The 17,138-nt window shown below is 62.5% G+C and carries 11 protein-coding genes; 1 reads left to right on the top strand and 10 read right to left on the bottom strand.

The window, feature by feature from the left end; genetic code table 11:
• Positions 1 to 3: 3 nt before the first annotated feature.
• From ACEXP3_RS07420 to glgX, 3 genes are all read right to left on the bottom strand, one after another.
• Complete coding sequence (locus tag ACEXP3_RS07420) at positions 4 to 1,278, bottom strand: class I SAM-dependent methyltransferase (protein ID WP_377296676.1); 1,275 nt, start codon at positions 1,276 to 1,278, stop codon at positions 4 to 6.
• Positions 1,279 to 1,382: 104 nt separating this feature from the next.
• Positions 1,383 to 1,871, bottom strand: coding sequence for a MaoC family dehydratase (locus ACEXP3_RS07415; protein WP_377296675.1), 489 nt, complete (start codon positions 1,869 to 1,871; stop codon positions 1,383 to 1,385).
• A 77-nt stretch (positions 1,872 to 1,948) separates the two neighbouring features.
• On the bottom strand, positions 1,949 to 3,907 hold the full coding sequence (gene glgX, locus ACEXP3_RS07410; protein WP_377296674.1) for a glycogen debranching protein GlgX: 1,959 nt from the start codon (positions 3,905 to 3,907) through the stop codon (positions 1,949 to 1,951).
• Between the two features lie 122 nt (positions 3,908 to 4,029).
• Here glgX and ACEXP3_RS07405 point away from each other — a divergent pair, with 122 nt between their 5' ends.
• Entirely contained in the window at positions 4,030 to 4,476 is a 447-nt protein-coding gene (locus tag ACEXP3_RS07405) for an SRPBCC family protein (RefSeq protein ID WP_377296673.1), read from the top strand.
• 47 nt (positions 4,477 to 4,523) lie between these two features.
• Here the strand turns inward: ACEXP3_RS07405 and ACEXP3_RS07400 are convergent, their stop codons facing one another.
• From ACEXP3_RS07400 to ACEXP3_RS07370, 7 genes are all read right to left on the bottom strand, one after another.
• Positions 4,524 to 6,152: an alpha-D-glucose phosphate-specific phosphoglucomutase gene (locus ACEXP3_RS07400; RefSeq protein WP_377296672.1), complete on the bottom strand. Its 1,629-nt coding sequence runs from the start codon at positions 6,150 to 6,152 to the stop codon at positions 4,524 to 4,526.
• Positions 6,152 to 7,597, bottom strand: coding sequence for a glycogen synthase GlgA (glgA, locus tag ACEXP3_RS07395; protein ID WP_377296671.1), 1,446 nt, complete (start codon positions 7,595 to 7,597; stop codon positions 6,152 to 6,154). The genes ACEXP3_RS07400 and glgA overlap by 1 nt, the downstream gene beginning before the upstream one ends.
• Before the next feature lie 10 nt (positions 7,598 to 7,607).
• The gene (gene glgC / locus ACEXP3_RS07390; RefSeq protein ID WP_377296670.1) at positions 7,608 to 8,879 is read right to left on the bottom strand and encodes a glucose-1-phosphate adenylyltransferase; all 1,272 of its coding nucleotides are present in this window, start codon (positions 8,877 to 8,879) and stop codon (positions 7,608 to 7,610) included.
• 28 nt (positions 8,880 to 8,907) lie between these two features.
• Positions 8,908 to 11,121, bottom strand: a complete 2,214-nt coding sequence (glgB, locus tag ACEXP3_RS07385; protein ID WP_377296669.1) for a 1,4-alpha-glucan branching protein GlgB — start codon at positions 11,119 to 11,121, stop codon at positions 8,908 to 8,910.
• Positions 11,121 to 13,583 carry a glycogen/starch/alpha-glucan phosphorylase gene (locus tag ACEXP3_RS07380; RefSeq protein WP_377296668.1) on the bottom strand — a complete coding sequence of 821 codons (2,463 nt, stop codon included), beginning with the start codon at positions 13,581 to 13,583 and terminating at the stop codon, positions 11,121 to 11,123. Before ACEXP3_RS07380 ends, glgB begins: the two co-directional genes overlap by 1 nt.
• Before the next feature lie 264 nt (positions 13,584 to 13,847).
• Positions 13,848 to 14,729: a transglutaminase family protein gene (locus tag ACEXP3_RS07375; RefSeq protein ID WP_377296667.1), complete on the bottom strand. Its 882-nt coding sequence runs from the start codon at positions 14,727 to 14,729 to the stop codon at positions 13,848 to 13,850.
• 3 nt (positions 14,730 to 14,732) lie between these two features.
• On the bottom strand, positions 14,733 to 17,135 hold the full coding sequence (locus tag ACEXP3_RS07370) for a circularly permuted type 2 ATP-grasp protein (RefSeq protein ID WP_377296899.1): 2,403 nt from the start codon (positions 17,133 to 17,135) through the stop codon (positions 14,733 to 14,735).
• Positions 17,136 to 17,138: the final 3 nt, after the last annotated feature.

The following is a 17,138-nucleotide window of genomic DNA, read 5'->3' as shown; positions in this document are numbered from 1 at the left end:
TCCTCAGCGCGCCGGCGTGAGAAAGGCCGGCGCGGGTTCCACCGACATGTTGAGCTCACGTTCGCGCTCGATATAGAGCCGCTGTTGGTCCGTAACGTAATCGCGCACGATCGGGGCTGCGTCGCGGCGGCGCGACAGCTGCATGTGGAAGACGAGCTGGCTGCCGGTGCGGAACATCATCTCGGCGCTGATCAGGTAGAATTCCCACATGCGGGCAAAGCGTTCGTCGTAGAGCGCGATCACCTGGTCCCGATTGGCCTCGAAACGCTCTGTCCAATGGCGCAGCGTTTCGGCGTAATGGAGGCGCAGAAACTCCAGGTCCGTCACCCAAAGGCTGTTCTGCTCGACCACCTCGAACACTTCCGACAGCGCCGGCGAATAGGCACCCGGGAAAATATACTTGCGCAGCCAAGGGCTTGCCATGCCGGGCGGGCTCATATGGCCGATGGAGTGAATGACGGCAAGCCCGTCATCGGGCATCAGCGCATTGAGCTTCTTGAAGAATTCGTCGTAGTGATGAACGCCGACATGCTCGAACATGCCGACTGATACGATGCGATCGAACTGCTCCGTGACGTTGCGGTAGTCCTTGAGCTCGAAGCGCACGCGGTCAGACAGACCCGCCTCCTGCGCCCGTTTGGAGGCCAGCGCCTGCTGTTCCTTCGACAGCGTCACGCCGGTGACCTCGACATTTTCGAGTGTGGCCAGATAGAGCGCCAGATCGCCCCAGCCGCAGCCGATGTCGAGCACTTTCATGCCGGGTTTCAGGCAGAGCTTGGCGGCCAGCAGCCGCAGCTTGTTGCGCTGCGCCTCTTCCAGCGTCTCGGCCGGATCGCGGAAATAGGCGCAGGAATAGAGCATGTTCTTGTCGAGGAAGAGCTTGTAGAAATCATTGCCGAGGTCGTAGTGATGGGCAACGTTCTCTTGGGCCTCACCCTTGCGGTTGGATTGCTGGCGCTTGCGGAATTTCATCTTGATTGCGCGCAGCACCTTTTGCAGCGGATAGGAGCCGAGCGACAGGCGGTTGACGGAAAACAGCTGCAGGAAATCGCGAAGCGTCGATCCCTGCTCGAACCGCATCGTGCCATCCATATAGGCCTCGCCCGCGGCCAGTTCCGGGTTGAACACCAGCGATCTGTAGAGCTTTGGATCGGTCAGTCGCATGGTGACTTCGATGCCGGGTGTGCCGGCAAAGACGTGGCTTTTGCCTTCGGCATCGATCACCGTGAGGCGGCCCTTGCGAATGAAGGATTTCATCATGTGGGAAAGCGGGAACATCAAAACCCTCGCTGGAGATGAAATGCGGGAATGCTCGATCTGTTTTCCTGGGAGACCGGTTGGCAAACTGGGGTGTTGAGGTGGCCGAAAGATGGCTGCCTCACTCAGGCCTCGGGTGGCCGGTCTTTCGGGTCGAACTGGATGATGGTGCTCCAGGTGGCTGTCAGCGCCGGCTTCTTTTCGCTCTCGATTTCCATCATCACGTCGTATGTCACCATCAGCATGCTGGCGCCGCGAAAGCGCGCTTCCGTCAGCGTGAAATGCGCCCGCACCCGGCGGCCTGCGCGCACCGGCGAGCCGAAGCGGATCTTGTCGAAGCCGTAGTTCAGCCCCATCGTCTGCTCGCGAATGCGCGGCACGGCGGAATAATTCATCGCCGACAGCAGCGAGAGCGTCAGAAATCCGTGCGCGATGGTGCCGCCGAACGGGCTTTCGGCGGCGGCGCGCTGCGGATCCGTGTGGATGAACTGGTGGTCGTGGGTCGCATCGGCAAAGGTATCGATCATCGTCTGGTCGACGGTGATCCAGTCGGAAACGCCGATTTCCTGCCCGACCAGATCCTTTACATCGCTCAGGGAAACGTCACGTGGCATTGCAGACTCTGTCCGTTGATAACCCTGATGGAACTCTTACAGAAAAACCGTGGCGCCGATAGGGTGCAGTGCACACATCAGCAATTCCTTGCCCAGACGACGCTGCGCGGGGCAATCGGTGCATCCCCAAGCGGCTGACCGGAAATAAGATTTGCCCATTTTCCAGGAGGCAGCGTGACGGGGAGGGGCGTATTGCCGCGATTGAAGATCACCGCGAGCGAGGTCTGGCACTTCGCATCGGCAGCACTCTTTCGGTCGCCCGTCGCCAGAAGCATGGTGAGCTGCACGCGCTCGGGCGTTTCCCAGTCCGCCACCGTCATCGGCTGGCCTTGTTCATTCAGCCAGACGACGTCACCCTCTTCTCCGGTGAAGAAGTGGGTGTCGGAAAAGACGGAAAAGCGTTTGCGCAACGCCGATAGCGCGGCGGTGTGGGCCACCAGATCTTCGTCCAGCGCCGCCCAGTCGAGCCAGGTGAGGGCATTGTCCTGCGCATAGGCATTGTTGTTGCCCTGCTGCGAGCGGCCGCCTTCGTCGCCGGCCGTCAGCATGATGCTGCCGCGCGTGGCAAACAGGGTGGCGAGCAGCGCCCTGATATCGTTTTGCCGCGCGGCCAGAACGCCTGGGTCGTCGCTTCTGCCTTCCACGCCATTGTTCCACGAATGGTTCTCGTTATGGCCGTCGCGATTGTCTTCGCCATTGGCCTCATTGTGCTTGTGCGCGTGGGACACGAGGTCCATCAGCGTGAAGCCGTCATGGGCGGCAAGGAAGTTGACGCTGCGGGTTTCCGTCTGGCCATGGGCGGCAAACAGGCCAGAGGATCCGGCAAGCGCGGAGGCGAGGGCGCCGGTTTTTCCCGCGTCCCCGCGCCAGAAGCAGCGCATGTCGTCGCGGGCGCGGTCGTTCCATTCGAGGAAGGGGGCAGGAAATTGTCCGAGCTGATAGCCGCCCGGGCCGATGTCCCAGGGTTCGGCAATCATTACCCGATCCGAGAGCACATCATCCTGAAGGATCGCCGCCAGCGTATCGCTGTCGCGGGCAAAGCCTTCCATGCTGCGCCCGAGAATGGTCGCCAGATCAAAGCGGAAGCCATCGACGCCGGCATGGAGGACGAAATGGCGCAGCGTATCCACGATGAGGCGCCGCACGACGGGATGGTCGCAGGCCACCGTATTGCCGGTGCCGGTATCGTTGACGAGCACACCCGGCGCGCCGGGCATGTGATGGTAATAAGTGAGGTTGTCCAGCCCGCGCAGCGAAAGCGTCGCGCCGAAGCGGTCGCTTTCGCCGGTATGGTTGAAGACGAGATCGAGGATCACGCCGATGCCGTTGTCGTGCAGCGTCTTCACGGTTGCCGCAAGTTCCGCTACGCCACCCGGCACAAGGCGCGGATCGAGCGCCATGAAGGCCACGGGATTGTAGCCCCAGCCATTGGTGAGGCCGAGCGCCGGCAGGTGGCGCTCGTCGATCCAGGCGGTGATCGGCATGAGTTCCACCGCATCGACGCCAAGCCGCTTCAGATGCGCCAGAACGGCCGGATGGGCAAGCGCTGCCACCGTGCCGCGCTGGTTTTCCGGCACGTCCGGGTGGAGCAGGGTGAATGGCCGCACCGCAATCTCGTAGATGAGGCCCCCCGGCTGAAAGAGCGCCTTCCGGCGGGGAACCGGCACCCCCTGCCGCACAAGGGCTTTCGGCACCAGCGCTGCCGTATCCACGCCGAACTGCGCAAGGCGAGGATCGTGACGGTAGGGGCCGTCGAGTTCCTTTGCGTAAGGATCGGTCAGAAGTTTTGAAGGATCAAACCACAGGCCGCGGTCCGGATCGTAGGCGCCGCCGGCACGAAAGCCGTAGCGTGTGCCTGGACCGATGCCTGGAACGTCGAGGCTGAACAGTCCCTTGCCATCCGGCACAAGCGCCAGGCGCTGCGCTTCGGTCTCGCCGTCGAACAGGCAAAGATCCACCGTCTGCGCATGGGCGGAGAGGACGCCAAAAGTGGTGCCGTGGTCATGCACGACGGCTCCGAGCGGGACACGGGTCATGAACACTCCAGCTCCTGGTGAGGCGGAACACTCGCAAAATGTCCCGCAACTGCTGATCAAAAGGCTATTCGCGCCCTCGCTTCTACACCATAGTCCCTGGCGCTTAACGAGGAGGAAAAGCCATGCCTTTCACCATTTCCCTGCACCGTGTTCTGAAAGCCCCGGTCGAGCGTGTCTTTCGGGCCTTTAGCGATGCGGATGCCATGGTGAAATGGAACCCGCCGCATGGGTTCACCGCCCATATGCACGCCTTCGAGCCGGTCGTGGGCGGCGCTTTCCGCATGTCCTTCACCAATTTTTCGACCCAGCAAACGCACAGCTTTGGCGGGACCTATCTGGACATCGTTGCCGACAGCAAGATCAGCTATAGCGACAAGTTCGATGATCCGTCGCTACCGGGCGAGATGATCACCACCGTGGAGTTCAAGCCGGTTGCAGTCGGAACCGACATCCAGATCACCCAGGCAGGCATTCCGGACATGATCCCGGAATCGGCCTGCTATCTCGGCTGGCAGGAATCGCTCGGCCAACTGGCGCTTCTGGTGGAACCGGACATTCGCGAAGGCTGACGGCTTCCCTCCGGCAGGGGAGGAAAGCCAAGGCGATTGCGGGTGGATCAGGTGATCACGGTCGGGGCGTCGCGGCCGGTGCGGGTCTTGATCTCGGCGATCTCGTCGGCCACGGCGATGAGGTCGGCAAGGGCTGCCTGCGTCTCGATGGCGTGGCGCGACGCATCGGGCTCGTAACGCTCCACATAGAGGCGCAGCGTCGCACCCGATGTGCCGGTGCCCGACAGGCGGAACACGACGCGGCTGCCGCCCTTAAACAGGATGCGGATGCCCTGGTTCTTCGAGACCGATCCATCGACCGGATCGAGATAGGCAAAGTCGTCGGCGCTTTCGACCGTCAGGTCGCCGAAAGTCTGGCCGGGCAGCGTCGCAAGCTTGTCGCGCAGGTTGGCAACGAGGCCGTTGGCGGCTTGCGTGTCGACCTCTTCATAGTCGTGACGCGAATAATAATTGCGGCCGTATTCGGCCCAATGCTTGGTGACGATGTCCTTCACGCTTTCCTTGCGCGCGGCTACGATGTTCAGCCAGAACAGCACGGCCCAGAGACCGTCCTTTTCGCGCACATGCGACGAACCGGTGCCGAAGCTTTCCTCGCCGCAGACCGTCACCTTGCCGGCATCCATCAGGTTGCCGAAGTATTTCCAGCCGGTCGGTGTTTCATACATGCCGATGCCGAGCTTTTCGGCGACGCGGTCGGCGGCCGCACTGGTCGGCATCGAGCGGGCGATCCCGGCAATACCGCCGGCATAGCCGGGCGCCAGCGTCGCATTGGCGGCAATAACGGCAAGGCTGTCCGACGGGGTCACGAACATGCCCTTGCCGACCACCATGTTGCGGTCGCCGTCGCCATCGGATGCGGCGCCGAAATCGGGGCCCTCGGAGCTCATGACGTCGTCATAGAGGGCCTTGGCGTGAACGAGGTTCGGGTCCGGGTGGTGGTGGCCGAAATCCGGCAGCGGAATTTCATTGCGCACAGAGCCCTTGGCAGCACCCAGACGCTTTTCAAGGATTTCGACGGCATAGGGGCCGGTCACGGCACTCATCGAATCGATGACCACGCGGAAGCCGGAGGCAATGAGATCGCGGATGGCGGCAAAGTCGAAGAGCGTTTCCATGAGATCGGCATAATCGGTCACCGGATCGATGACTTCGACCACCATGCCGGCCAGATCAAAGCTGCCGATCCCGTCGAGATCGATATCGGCGACGTCGAGCGTCTTGTAGCTGTCGATGACCTGGGTGCGGGCAAAGATCGCATCGGTGATCTTTTCCGGCGCCGGTCCGCCATTGCCGATATTGTACTTGATGCCGAAATCTTCGGTCGGACCGCCGGGATTGTGGCTGGCTGACAGGACGATGCCGCCGAAGGCGCCGTATTTGCGGATGATATGGGAGGCGGCCGGCGTCGACAGGATGCCGCCCTTGCCAACCATCACCTTGCCGAAACCGGCGGCCGCGGCCATTTTCAGCGCCTTCTGGATGACTTCGCGGTTGTAATACCGGCCGTCGCCGCCAATCACCAGCGTCTTGCCCTCAAAGCCTTCCAGGCTGTCGAAAATCGACTGGATGAAGTTTTCGGCATAATTTTCCTGCGCGAAAACCGGGACCTTCTTGCGAAGGCCGGACGTGCCGGGCTTCTGGTCCTTGTAGGGCGTGGTGGAAACGGTCTTGATCATCAATGCGAACCTTTCGGTAGAAGGCTGGAATACAGTTTGGCGTAAAGGGCGGCACTCTTGTCCCAGGAGACATCGCTCTGCATGCCCTGCGTCTGGAGGCCGGCCCAGGTTTCGGGCTCCCGGTAGAGCCTTATGGTGCGGCGGATGGCGCGCTTCAACCCGTCGAGCGTGACAGGGCCGAAGGAGATACCGGTGGCGCTGCCGCTGGCAAGCGCTGCCGGATTGGCGTCGATGACGGTGTCGTTGAGGCCCCCGGTGCGCGACACCACGGGCACGCAGCCATAGCGCAGGCCGTAAAGCTGGGTGAGGCCGCAGGGCTCGAAGCGCGAGGGGATGAGAATGGCGTCGGAGCCGGCCTGCATCAGGTGCGACAGCGGCTCATTATATCCGACGGTAATGGCGACGCGGCCGGGATGGCGGGCAGCAGCTTCGCGAAGGGCCGCAACCAGCGTTGCGTCACCCGAGCCGAGCACGGCAAGCTTGCCGCCGAGCGCCACCAGTTCATCCACGGCGTCCGCCACCAGATCCATGCCCTTTTGCCAGGTCAGACGCGAAATGACGCAGAACAGCGGATCGTCATCCTCGTGAAGCCCGAACTGTGCCTCCAGCGCCCGTTTGTTGGCAATCCTTGCCGAGGTGTCGGCGGCCGAGTAGTCGCTGTGGATGAGAGGGTCGATGGCCGGATCCCAGACATCCGTGTCGATGCCGTTGACGATGCCGTGAAGGTCGAGCGTGCGCCGGCTGAGCAGCCCCTCCAGCCCCATGCCGAATTCGGGGGTGAGGATTTCCTCCGCATAGGAAGGGCTGACGGTGCTGATGGCCCAGGCGGTCTGGATGCCGGCCTTCAGATATCCGACCATGCCGTAATATTCGATGCCCTCCACGGCAAAGGCATGGGCCGGCAACCCGAGTTCGGGAAAGATGCCGGCCGAAAAATTACCCTGGAAGGCGATGTTGTGAATGGTCATGACGCTGGGGATCGCCGGCTTGTCGCCATAAAGCAGATAGGCGGGAAGCAGGCCGGCCTGCCAGTCATGGACATGCACAAGGTCCGGCTGCCAGCCGGCAATGGCGCCCGCGGCAATCTCGGCGCCGGCCTTGGAGAGCGCTGCAAAGCGGCGCCAGTTGTCTGCATAATCCTTGCCATCGGTGTCGAGATAGGGCCCGCCTGCCCGATCGAAAAGGGCAGGGGCATCCAGGACCAGCAGATCGAGCCCGGCAACGGTTGCTTCAAGCACCTGTGCGGAAGCGCCCAACAGATCCTCGAAGTCCATGAGGGCTGTCGTTTCCCCAAGTGCGGCCATCACTGCGGGATAGCCGGGTACCAGCGTCCTGGTCTTAATCCCCTGGGGTTTCAGCGCAAGCGGCAGAGCGCCCGCCACGTCGGCGAGCCCTCCGGTCTTGATCAGCGGATAGATTTCGGAAGCAACCGAAAGAACCTTCATTGTGTCTCCGTTATCCGCCCGAGAGGTCCAGCTTGTCGATCATCGCCTGCGTGATCAGGCAGATGCCGTTCTCGCTGCGGCGGAACCGCTTTGCATCGAGTTCGGCCTCTTCGCCGACCACCAGACCTTCGGGAATGGTTACACCGGCATCGATGACGACATTGCGAAGCTGCGCGCGCCGGCCGATGCGCACATTGGGCAGCACCACTGCCCCTTCGAGGCGCGAATAGGAATTGGCCCGCACGCCGGTAAACAGCAGCGAATTGTAGAGAGAGGAGCCGGAGATGATGCAATCGCCCGACACCACGGAGGAGACGGCCGAGCCGCGGCGGTTTTCGTCGTCATGGACGAATTTTGCCGGCGGCGTGATCTCCGCATAGGTCCAGATCGGCCAGGACTTGTCGTAGATATCGAGCTCCGGAACGATGCCGGTCAAATCGATATTGGCCTGCCAATAGGCGTCGATCGTGCCGACGTCGCGCCAGTAGGCCTGCTTTTCGAAATCCGAGCGCACGCAGGATTCGTTGAAGCGGTGCGCCACCGCCTTGCCGTTCGCGACGATCCACGGAATGATATCCTTGCCGAAATCGCGGCTGGAATTGGGATCCGCCGCATCCCGGCGCAGGCATTCCATCAGGAATTTCGTGTGGAAGACGTAGATGCCCATGGAGGCGAGCGCAAAATCCGGGCGGTCGGGCATGCCCGGCGGATCGGCCGGCTTTTCCACGAAGGCGATGATCTGGTCCTTGGCATCCACATGCATGACGCCGAAGCCGGTCGCTTCCATGCGCGGCACTTCCAGGCAGCCGATGGTGACGTCCGCGCCGGAATCCACGTGCTGCTGCAGCATCAGCTCGTAGTCCATCTTGTAGATATGGTCACCGGCGAGGATCACCATATATTCCGGGTTATAGGGCTCGATGATGTCGATGTTCTGGAACACGGCATCTGCCGTGCCTTCGTACCACTGCGTCTCGGACACGCGCTGCGACGCCGGCAGGATGTCAAAGCTCTCATTCCGCTCCGGGCGAAAAAAGTCCCAGCCGCGCTGCAGGTGGCGGATCAGCGAATGCGCCTTGTACTGGGTGGCAACGCCGATGCGGCGGATACCGGAATTCAGGGCGTTGGAGAGGGCAAAATCGATGATGCGGGCCTTGCCGCCAAAATAGACGGCAGGCTTGGCGCGCCGGTCCGTCAGTTCCTTCAGGCGGCTCCCCCGGCCGCCGGCCAACACATAGGCCATGGCATCGCGTGCCAGCGGCTGTACACGTTTCGTGGTCATTGATATCCCTCCCTGATGTGCCTGGCTTTTAGTTTTCCGGTTCCAGCATGATGGTGGCAAGCGGCGGCAATGTGACTTCCGCATGGATGACGCCGCCGGCCGAAACCGCCTGCACCCGCCCGCCATTGCCCTTGCCGCTGCCGCCATAGATTTCCGCATCGGTATTCAAGACTTCGCGCCAGCGGCCGGCGCTCGGCAGCGGCACGCGGTAGTTTTCACGCAGCACCGGCGTGAAATTGGTGATCACCGCCACCGGCTTTTCACCGGGCGCCTTGCGCAGCCACGCATAGACAGAGTTTTCCGAATCGTCGGCAATCAGCCACTCGAAGCCTTCCGGTTCGCAGTCGCGCTGGTGCAGCGCTTTTTTCGACCGGTAGGTGAAGTTGAGATCGCGCACCAGCCGGCGAACGCCCTCGTGCGGGTGATAATGCAGCAGGTTCCAGTCAAGAGACCGCGCCTCGCTCCATTCGCTCCACTGGGCAAATTCCTGGCCCATGAACAGAAGCTTCTTGCCCGGATAGCCCCACATGAAACCGTAATAGGCCCGAAGGTTGGCAAACTTCTGCCAGTCGTCGCCGGCCATTTTGGCAATCAGCGAACCCTTGCCGTGCACCACCTCATCATGGCTGAGGGGCAGCACGAAGTTTTCCGAAAAGCCGTAGAGCAGGCCGAAGGTCAGCTCGTTGTGGTGATGCTTGCGATGCACGGGCTCCCGCTTCAGGTAGCTCAGCGTGTCGTGCATGAAGCCCATGTTCCACTTGAAGCCGAAGCCGAGCCCGCCTTCATGCACCGGATGCGACACTTTCGGCCAGGAGGTGCTTTCCTCGGCAATGGTCATGACGCCGGGATGGGCGGCATAGCTCACCGTGTTGAGCTTCTGCAGGAAGCGCACCGTCTCAAGATTTTCCCGCCCGCCATATTCGTTGGGCACCCATTCGCCGTCCTTGCGCGAATAATCGAGGTACAGCATCGAGGCGACCGCATCGACCCGCAGCCCGTCGAGATGGAATTTCTCCGACCAGTAGAGCGCATTGTTGACGAGATAGGCCAGCACTTCCAGACGACCGAAATTGTAGATCGCCGTGTTCCAGTCGGGGTGAAAGCCCTGGCGCGGATCGGCGTGCTCGTAAAGCGCGGTGCCGTCGAATTCGCGAAGCCCGTGGGCGTCGGTCGGGAAATGCGCCGGCACCCAGTCGAGGATGACGCCGACGCCGACCTTGTGGCAGCCGTTGACGAAGCGGGCAAAGCCTTCCGGCTCGCCGAAGCGGGCGCTCGGCGCATAAAGCCCGGTCGTCTGGTAACCCCAGGACGGGTCATAGGGATGTTCGGTGATCGGCAGGAATTCGATATGGGTAAAGCCCATGTCGACCACGTAAGGGATGAGGTCGGCGGCCAGTTCGTCCCAGCTCAGGAACGTGCCGTCGGCGCGGCGTTTCCAGGATCCGGCGTGGACCTCATAGATGGAGATCGGCTGACGGCGGTGATCGGCCTTGGCCCAGAAGTCGCGGTGAGCGGCGTCTTCCCATTTCTGCACGAGTTCGGGTGCCGCAATGGAGGCTGTCTGCGGACGAAGCTCGGCGCGGCGCGCGTAAGGATCGGCCTTCAGCGGCAGCACCTCGCCGGTCTTGCCGATGATTTCGAACTTGTAGGTGGCGCCGGGGCGCACGTCCGGCGCAAAGATTTCCCATATGCCGGTATCGATGCGAAGCCGCATCACATGGCGTCGTCCGTCCCAGGCGTTGAAATCCCCAACGACCGAGACGCGCGAGGCATTCGGCGCCCAGACGGCGAAGTGAAAACCGTCCACGCCCTCATGCTTCAGCGGATGTGCGCCCATCTTGTCGAAGAGCCGCAGATGCGAGCCCTCGCGCAGAAAATAGTCGTCCATCGGGCCAAGCACCGGCCCGAAACTATAGGGGTCGGTCAGCGCCCATTCCACGTCGCCGCGCCGTGCGCGGTAGCGGATGGCGCGCGGAGCCGCAATCGCGACACGGCCTTCGAAAAAGCCATCGACGTGACGCTGGGTCAGTTCACCGATTTCGGTTCCATCAAGCGCCAGGGCCGTGACGGCTTCTGCGCCGGGAATGAAGCAGCGGGCGATCACGCCGCTGCCGATCTTGTGCGTGCCGAGAACCGAAAACGGATTGCCGTGGGAACCGCGGATGATCGCCTCGATCTCGGGAAGGGGAAGTTCAGTGGTGCCAGCTGCGTCCTTGCCGAGGGGGATGGGCGTCTGGTTCATCAGGCTCTCCAGATCTCCGTCGCATATTGGCGGATGGTCCGATCCGAGGAGAACCAGCCCATGCGGGCGGTGTTGCGGATTGTCTTGCTGTACCAGAGCGTCTGGTCGGTCCAGATCTGGTCCACCTGCCGCTGAGCATTGGCATAGGAATCAAAATCGCCCGCCACCAGGAACCAGTCGTGATTGTAGATGCCGTCGATCAGTTCGGCAAAACGGGAGCGGTCGTCCGGTGAAAACACGCCGGATGCGATGGCGGCCAGCGCCTGCGACAGCTCGCGCGAGGCCGCGATGATGGCGCGTGGCTCATGGCCGTCGGCGCGCACGCGTGCCACTTCCTCGGCCGTCATGCCGAAGATCACGATATTGTCGGCGCCGACATGATCGCGCATTTCGACATTCGCCCCATCGAGCGTGCCGATGGTCAGCGCGCCGTTCAGCGCAAACTTCATATTGCCGGTGCCGGAGGCTTCCATGCCGGCCGTCGAGATCTGTTCGGAGAGGTCGGCGGCCGGCACGATGGTTTCGGCAAGCGTCACATTGTAGTTCGGCACGAAGACGACCTTCAGCAGGCCGCGCACGGCCGGGTCGTTGTTGATCACGCGCGCCACGTCATTGGCAAGCTTGATGATCAGCTTGGCATTGTGATAGCTCGGCGCCGCCTTGCCGGCGAACAGTTTGACGCGCGGAACCCAGTCCAGCTCGGGATGCGAGCGGATCTGGTCGTAGAGCGCCACGGCTTCCACGATGTTGAGAAGCTGGCGCTTGTATTCGTGGATGCGCTTGATCTGGATGTCGAACATGGCCGACGGATCGAGCCGGATTCCCATGCGGCTGCCGACCAGATTGGCAAGCTTCACCTTGTTGGCGCGCTTCACGGCGGCGAACTTTTCCTGGAAGCTCTTGTCGTCGGCAAAGGCATCAAGCGCCTTCAGGGCTTGCGTGTCGTCCTCGAAACTGTCGCCGATCGCTTCGCGGATGAGACTGGTAAGGCCCGGATTGCACTGCATCAGCCAGCGGCGCGGGGTAATGCCGTTGGTCTTGTTGTTGATGCGCTTGGGATAAAGCGCATGCAGGTCGGCAAACACCGTTTCCTTCATCAGGTCGGTATGCAGCGCCGAGACGCCGTTGATGGAGTGCGAGCCGACAAAGGCAAGATTGCCCATGCGCACGCGCCGGTCGCCGTTTTCATCGATCAGCGAGATCGAGCGGATCTGGCTGTCGCTGAACTTCTTCTCCTTGCGCGCGTCGAGCAGGATCTTGGTGTTGATCGCATAGACGATCTGCATCAGGCGCGGCAGCAGGCGCTCGAACAGCGGCACCGGCCAGCTTTCCAGCGCTTCCGGCAGAAGCGTGTGGTTGGTGTAGGAGAAGGTCTGGCGGGTAATCTCCCAGGCCTCGTCCATGTCCATGCCGTGCACGTCGACGAGAAGGCGGATGAGTTCGGCAATCGAAACGGCCGGATGCGTGTCGTTGAGCTGGATCGACACTTTTTCATGCAGGTTGGTGAAATCGGGATATTGCTGCAGGTGGCGGCGCAGGATGTCCTGCAGCGAGGCCGACGAGAAGAAATATTCCTGGCGCAGGCGCAGTTCCTGGCCGGCCGGATTGGCGTCTGCCGGATAGAGGACGCGCGTCAGCGCCTCGGCCTTGTTGCTTTCGCGCAGTGCCCCGATATGGTCGCCGGCATTGAAGGCATCAAGCAGGATCGGGTCGATCGGCTGTGCCGACCACAGGCGCAGCGTGTTGACGCGCTTGCCGCGCCAGCCGACGATCGGCGTGTCATAGGCCATGGCAATGACGCGCTCGGCCGGTTTCCACACATAGCGGGGGGCCTCGTCGTAACCGCCGACGCTCTCCACCGATCCGCCATAGCCGATCTCATAGGAGCTTTCGCGGCGTTCGAATTCCCAGGGGTTGCCGTGGGCAAGCCAGGTTTCCGGCAGCTCCACCTGCCAGCCATCGGCCATCTGCTGGCGGAACAGGCCGTGGACATAGCGGATGCCATAGCCATAGGCCGGGATTTCGACGGTTGCCATGCTCTCCATGAAACAGGCCGCCAGGCGCCCGAGGCCGCCATTGCCGAGCGCCGCATCCGGCTCGAGCCCGGCAATCACGTTGATGTCGACGCCGAGCGAGGTCAGGGCATCGGTAATCTCTTCCATCAGACCGAGATTGCTCACCGCATCGCGCATCAGGCGACCGATCAGGAACTCCAGCGATAGATAATAGACGCGCTTGTCGCCGGTGGCATAGACCTTGCGGGTGGATTCCATCCAGCGGTCGATGATGCGGTCGCGCACCACCAGAATGGTGGCCGTCAGCCAGTCATGCGGCTTTGCAACCTTGGCGTCCTTGCCGATGCGGTAGGTCAGGCGCTCGATGATTTCTTCGGCCATGATCTCCGGGTTCGAGCTGCGGGGGGCCGGCTGCGGGATATCTACCGGGGAAACGCTGTTGTTCATGAGGTCGCCCAACTTTGCTTTTTGAAACGAGGAGGGATGGTTCTAGCGCACAATCCGCCATGGTGTCGGAACACAGTTTATGCATCGTTGGCAGGCACTTGCAATCATCCTCTGCGATGTTCTTGGCGTTCGTCGCAAAGCGGCCCGGAAACCCCTCAACATCCTGAGAAAAAAAGATAAGCGCAGGTGGCCTCACCGGGTCGTTTGCCCCGGAGACCGGTCTTGAGAGGATGTCGTGCAGCCGTCCTTCGGGCGACGGTTCGCTCACCCCTTGACCGGAATGACGTCCACCGCCTGCTCGGTCTTGTGCCGGCCATAGGTCTTGACCACGCCGATCACCGGTGCCACGTCGGCATAGTCCCGCCCGTAGCCGACGACGATATGGTCGCTGCTGGCGGGAATGTTGTTGGTCGGATCAAGCTCGATATAACCGGCGGCCTTGCCGCACCAGACGCGCACCCAGGCATGCATGGCATCGGCGCCCTCCAGCCGCTCCTTGCCGGGCGGCGGCAGTGTGCGCAGAAAACCGCTGACATAGCCGGAGGGAATGCCAAGGCTGCGCAGCGCCACGATCATGATATGGGAAAAATCCTGGCAGACGCCGCGCTTCAGCCGGAACCCTTCGCGCGGCGTCGTATCGACGGTGGTGGCGTCGGGGTCGTATTTGAAGTCCTTGTGGATGCGGGCGCAAAGGGCGGTGGCGATTTCGCGCACCGTCTGCCCGGGCTTCAGCACCTCGCGCGCATAGGCGGCGATGTCGGGCACGTCCGGCAGAAGCGGGCTGGCGCCCGACAGATGATGCGGCGAAGCGGCATCGACCGACAGAAGATCGGCCAGTTCCTGATGCAGTTTCGGCAGTTGCGGCGAAAGGTCGGCTGTCAGGGGGACGCTATCCACCTGAACGCGCGCCTGCATGCGGATGTCGAGGCGTTCATGCGGGGCGCGAAACAGGATGGAGGTGGTCTGCTGACCGAAGAAATCGGTAAACGTGCTGCGCTCGTCGGCCGTCGGCGAGACGGTGAGGGAACCCGCGATCAGCCGTTGCCGGTCGGTGAGCGATAGCGGCATGAGGCGCAGCATGTGCCGTGCGCCGGAGGCAGGCGCCTCGTAGTGATAGCCCATGTGCAGCGACAGATCGTAAAGCATGGATTATCCGAAATAGGTCTGGCCGATGAGATCGGAAAGCTTTTCCATCTCGCTCTCCAGCTTGCTGTAGATATCGGCACTCATGCCTTCCGGCGTCATCACCGCAAGGCCGGAATGCAGGCGCATGGCTTCCCGGTCGAGCGCCGACATCTGGCCCGTGCCGTAGGGATGCGGCAATTGCTCGACTTCCGTGCGGATCTCGTTCAGCTGGAAGAGCACGGAACGGGGGTTGAGCGGATCAAGCGCCAGAAGATCGGTCACGGTGAGGCGCGCCGTATTGACATTATACCGCCGGCGATGGGTCATCACGCTGTCGCCGATTTCCAACAGCATGTCGAGCGAACCATCCGGCGCATCCGGCCCGGACATATGGCCGAGAAGCCGCGTCATGTGCAGGCCGCGTTCCAGATAGCGGCCGATGGACAGGAAGCGCCAGCCCGTGAAGCGATACATGTTTTCATGCACAAGACCGGCAAAGCCGGCGAGCTTGCGCAACAGCACCGTCATGGCATGCGCGGCATCATCGCCGGCCTGCACCGCCTCGTGAAAACGCTTGGCGGTCTTGGCGAGATCGTTGAGCGCCAGCCAGCCGTCGGGCGAAAAGCGGTCGCGGATATTGCTTGCCGAATAGATGGCGCTGTCGATGTTGCGGATCAGGGGCTCCGGCACGGCCTTGGCCATGTCCATGTCGATGCCCTTGAGGTAGCGCGTCACATCGGCGAGCAGAGGCTGCTCGGGATCGGCGGCTTCCGCATAGCGCATGTGCCAGGCGCGCAGGATGCGCAGCGCCCCTTCCGCCCGCTCGATATAGCGGCCGAGCCAGAACAGGTTGTCGGCGGCACGGCTCGGCAGGCTGCCGGGCATGTTGCGCGAGAAGCTTTCTTCCGGCGGCAACAGCGTCTGGCGCTCGACGGGCTTGTCGGAGACGATCCACACGTCGGCCGCTGTGCCGCCGGCCTGCATGGCAATGGCGGCGACATCCGCGCCGGAACCGATGCGTGCAAAGCCGCCCGGCATGATCTGCCAGCCGTTTTCGGTGCGCGCCGCAAAGACACGCAGCGACATCGGCCGCGGTGTGAGCTTTCCATCGACATAGGCCGGCGTTGTCGACAGGGTCACCACTTCCTGGCCCACGAGCCGGCTTCCCTCGGCTGCCAGCCATTCCTCGACGGATTGCTTGGCGTTCTTGCGCGTGGCGCCGAGCACCGACTGGCCGCTGTCATCGAAGAAGGGCAGGCGCGAATAGGCAGGGCCGATCACCATGCGGCCGATATTGTCGGCGACATGCTGACGCTCCGCCTTCTGTCCGCACCACCAGGTGGCGATGGACGGCAGCAGCAGTTCCTCGTTCAGCAGGTGATGACAGATGGTCGGGGTGAAGGCGAGAAGCGCGCGCGTTTCCAGGATGCCCGAGCCGAGCGCATTGACGATGGAGACGGAACCGGCACGCAGCGCCTGCACCAGGCCCGGCGTGCCGATATGCGAGAACTGGTTGAGTTCCAGCGGGTCGGCATAGGCGGCATCGAGACGGCGCCAGAGCACGCCGACGGGCTTCAGGCCGGCAACGGTGCGCACCATCACCTTGTCGTTGACGACAGTCAGGTCCTCGCCTTCCAGCAGCATGAAGCCGAGATAGCGGGCGATATAGGCGTGCTCGAAATAGGTCTCGTTGGCGGGACCGGGCGTCAGGACCGCAATCCGATCATCCGGGCTCTTCTTGTGGGCCTGCAGCGCGTTGCGGAAGGCACCGAAGAAGGAGGCCAGACGATGGACATGGGTTTCGCCATAGATGTCGGAAAAGGCGCGCGTGGTCGCCACGCGGTTTTCCAGCGCAAAACCGGCGCCGGAGGGCGCCTGCGTGCGGTCGGCCAGCACCCACCAGTTGCCATCCGGCCCGCGGCCGATTTCGAAGGAACAGAAATGCAGGTAATGGCCATTGGCCGGCTTCACGCCGACCAGTGGCCGTAAAAATTCCGGATTGTTGGCAACAAGCGCCGGCGGCAGAATGCCATCGCGCACCAGCGTGTTGTCGCCATAAATGTCGGCGACGATCTTTTCCATGAGATCAGCGCGCTGGATCAGGCCGGCGGAGACCTTTTCCCATTCCTTGCCGTCGATCAGCACCGGCACATGCGAGATCGGCCAGCTGCGCTCGCCGCTGCCCTTGGCGCCATAGGCGCGGTAGAACACGCCGGCATCGCGCAGATAACGATCGGCACGGGCAAAGCGCTCGTGCAGTTCGGCCTCCGACAGGCGGCCGAGCGCATCGATCATGTGCTGCCAGACCGGACGGATTTCACCGTCGCGGTCGAGCATTTCGTCGGAAACGCCGGGCAGCGCGCGGTAGCCGAGGATCGGGTCTTCCCCGATCGCCTCGTCTTGCGCCTTCAGATCGCCGGCCCGGATCAC

This window comes from Neorhizobium fuzhouense, from assembly GCF_042611105.1.
Taxonomy (GTDB): domain Bacteria; phylum Pseudomonadota; class Alphaproteobacteria; order Rhizobiales; family Rhizobiaceae; genus Neorhizobium; species Neorhizobium galegae_A.
Note: the sequence above shows the minus strand (reverse complement) of the source record. Positions and strands in the feature narration are given on the sequence as shown.

Coding starts and splice junctions, on each gene's coding strand:
- ACEXP3_RS07400 (WP_377296672.1), bottom strand. CDS start 6,152: ATGATCAAGACCGTTTCCACCACGCCCTACAAGGACCAGAAGCCCGGC.
- ACEXP3_RS07405 (WP_377296673.1), top strand. CDS start 4,030: ATGCCTTTCACCATTTCCCTGCACCGTGTTCTGAAAGCCCCGGTCGAG.
- glgA (WP_377296671.1), bottom strand. CDS start 7,597: ATGAAGGTTCTTTCGGTTGCTTCCGAAATCTATCCGCTGATCAAGACC.
- ACEXP3_RS07420 (WP_377296676.1), bottom strand. CDS start 1,278: ATGTTCCCGCTTTCCCACATGATGAAATCCTTCATTCGCAAGGGCCGC.
- glgB (WP_377296669.1), bottom strand. CDS start 11,121: ATGAACCAGACGCCCATCCCCCTCGGCAAGGACGCAGCTGGCACCACT.
- glgC (WP_377296670.1), bottom strand. CDS start 8,879: ATGACCACGAAACGTGTACAGCCGCTGGCACGCGATGCCATGGCCTAT.
- ACEXP3_RS07375 (WP_377296667.1), bottom strand. CDS start 14,729: ATGCTTTACGATCTGTCGCTGCACATGGGCTATCACTACGAGGCGCCT.
- ACEXP3_RS07380 (WP_377296668.1), bottom strand. CDS start 13,583: ATGAACAACAGCGTTTCCCCGGTAGATATCCCGCAGCCGGCCCCCCGC.
- ACEXP3_RS07415 (WP_377296675.1), bottom strand. CDS start 1,871: ATGCCACGTGACGTTTCCCTGAGCGATGTAAAGGATCTGGTCGGGCAG.
- glgX (WP_377296674.1), bottom strand. CDS start 3,907: ATGACCCGTGTCCCGCTCGGAGCCGTCGTGCATGACCACGGCACCACT.